Source organism: Robiginitalea sp. (assembly GCF_049588695.1).
Lineage (GTDB): Bacteria > Bacteroidota > Bacteroidia > Flavobacteriales > Flavobacteriaceae > Robiginitalea.
In genome coordinates, this window is the sequence record NZ_JBAVZJ010000363.1 from 1 (window position 1) to 2566 (window position 2566).

The window sequence follows — 2566 nt, forward strand, 5'->3', positions numbered from 1 at the left end:
GCTATGTGCTATTTTAGCGGTTTCTTGTAAAAAATCACAGCCTTCGATGCCTGAACCGATCCCACCAAAAGCCACAGTGGCCCCACATGTCATGGAACTCCATGGGGATAAGCGTACAGATGATTACTATTGGCTGCGGGATCGTGAAAGCGAAGCTGTCCTTACCTATCTCAAAGAAGAAAACGACTATTATTTCAGTAAGACCGGTCATACGGAAGCTTTTCAGGAAACGCTCTTTCAGGAGATGAAATCCAGAATAAAGGAAGACGACACCTCGGTTCCCTACAAACGAAATGGATATTGGTATGTGACCCGGTTTACAACCGGTAAAGAGTATCCCATCTACACGCGGCACAAAGAAACCCTCAAGGCACCGGAAGAATTATTGTTTGACGCAAATCGCATGGCCGAGGGCTTCGACTTTTTTGATTTAAGGGGGATTTCCATCAGTCCGGACAACCGGCTGGCGGCTTACGGTGTCGACACCTTGTCCAGAAGACAGTACAACATCCGGATTAAGAGCCTCGAGACCGGGGAAATCTTTGAAGATTTCCTGGAAAACACCACGGGTAGTGCTGTTTGGGCGGCTGATAATAAAACGCTTTTTTATACCCGGAAAGATCCGGAAACCCTTCGGTCAAACCAGATATACAAACATGTTTTGGGTACCGATGCCTCGGCTGACGAACTTATTTATGAGGAAAAGGATGAGACCTTTAACGCTTACGTGTACAAATCGAAATCCCGAAAATTCATCATTATAGGATCCATCAGCACGCTGACCACAGAATTCAGAATACTCCCCGCGGACGATCCCGGGGGCACTTTCAGGGTTTTCTCCCCCAGGATACGAGGTTTGGAGTACTCGATTTACCACTACGGCAATCACTTTTATATAGTCACCAATAAAGATGGGGCCCGGAATTTTAAGGTGATGCGCGTGGGTGAAGATCAGACCGATGCCTCTTTCTGGGAGGAATTCATTGCCCATCGTGAAGATGTGCTGATCGAGGACATCGAGATTTTTAAAGAGTATTACGTGGTTTCAGAACGTGACCGGGGTCTTACCCGAATACAGGTGAACCGTTGGGATGGAAAAGAGAGCTACTACCTTCCTTTTGACAATGAAACTTATGTGGCCTATCCCTATGTGAATCTGGATTTTGACACCGAAGAGCTTCGGTATGTTTATAACGCCATGACCTCTCCTTACAGCGTGATCGATGTAAACATGAGGACCAAAAAATCTGTAATTCAAAAACAACAGGAGGTCATGGATCCGGAATTCGATGCAGACAACTACCGCTCCGAACGGGTATGGGCGACGGCGCGCGATGGGGTGAAAATCCCAATTTCCCTTGTCTATCATAAGGATACCCCGAAAGATGGAACGAGTCCCCTTTTGCAATACGCTTACGGGTCTTATGGAAGTACTATCGATCCTTTCTTTTCCACCACACGGTTGAGTCTGCTCGATCGGGGCTTTATCTACGCCATAGCGCACGTCAGGGGAGGGGAATACCTGGGCCGCCCGTGGTATGAAGCTGGTAAATTACTTCAAAAGAAAAATAGCTTTACTGATTTTATAGACTGCTCTGAATTCCTGATAGACCAGGGCTATACCAGTCCTGAGCACCTCTTTGCAATGGGAGGTTCTGCAGGGGGCCTGCTGATGGGGGTTGTGGTGAATCTGAAACCCCAACTATACAGGGGCGTGGTGGCTGCAGTTCCCTTCGTAGATGTGGTCACTACCATGGGGGATCCGTCAATACCGCTGACTACGGGGGAATACGATGAGTGGGGGAATCCGGAAGACAAAGCGTATTACCAGTATATGAAGTCCTACTCACCCTACGACAATGTAAAGGCACAGGAATACCCCAATATGCTCGTTACTGCCGGCCTGCACGATTCTCAGGTGCAGTATTGGGAACCGGCCAAGTGGGTAGCAAAGCTCCGGGCGCTTAAAACAGACCAGAACCAGCTCTTTCTGCATACCAATATGGAAGCGGGTCACGGAGGTGCCTCCGGAAGGTTTAATGCCCTGAAGGAAACTGCACGGGAGTACACTTTTATCCTGGACCTCGAAGGAAAAGTCCTTTAAAATAAAAAAATACTACTTTTGTAGCCGAAACCGGACCTTTTATCGGGTCCACCGCCTAACCCTTAAAGTGCATGGATCCAGAAATTAAGGCCCACGCGAACCTCCTCGAGCTTATAGGTAATACCCCTTTAGTACACCTCAGCAAAATAGTTGAAGGGTATCCCGGGGAGTACTTTGCCAAACTCGAAAGCTTTAACCCCGGACATTCGGCCAAAGATCGGATTGCTTCATATATCATTGATCAGGCTGAGAAAAGGGGTATCTTAAAACCGGGGAGTACCATCATTGAAACGACTTCGGGAAATACAGGCTTCAGCCTGGCCATGATTAGTATTATCAAAGGTTATGATTGTATCCTTGCAGTGAGTTCTAAATCCTCCAGGGATAAAATCGATATGTTGCGCACAATGGGTGCCCGGGTTTATGTTTGCCCCGCCCACGTGAGTGCAGACGATCCGAGGT

The 2566-nt window shown here is 47.8% G+C and carries 2 protein-coding genes; both read left to right on the forward strand.

The window, feature by feature from the left end:
* A partial coding sequence (locus WBV75_RS08745; RefSeq protein ID WP_424120247.1) for a S9 family peptidase occupies nucleotides 1-2104 on the forward strand: 2104 nt, incomplete at its 5' end.
* A 71-nt stretch (nucleotides 2105-2175) separates the two neighbouring features.
* Nucleotides 2176-2566 (forward strand): pyridoxal-phosphate dependent enzyme (locus WBV75_RS08750; protein ID WP_424120248.1); only part of this gene is annotated, 391 nt, incomplete at its 3' end.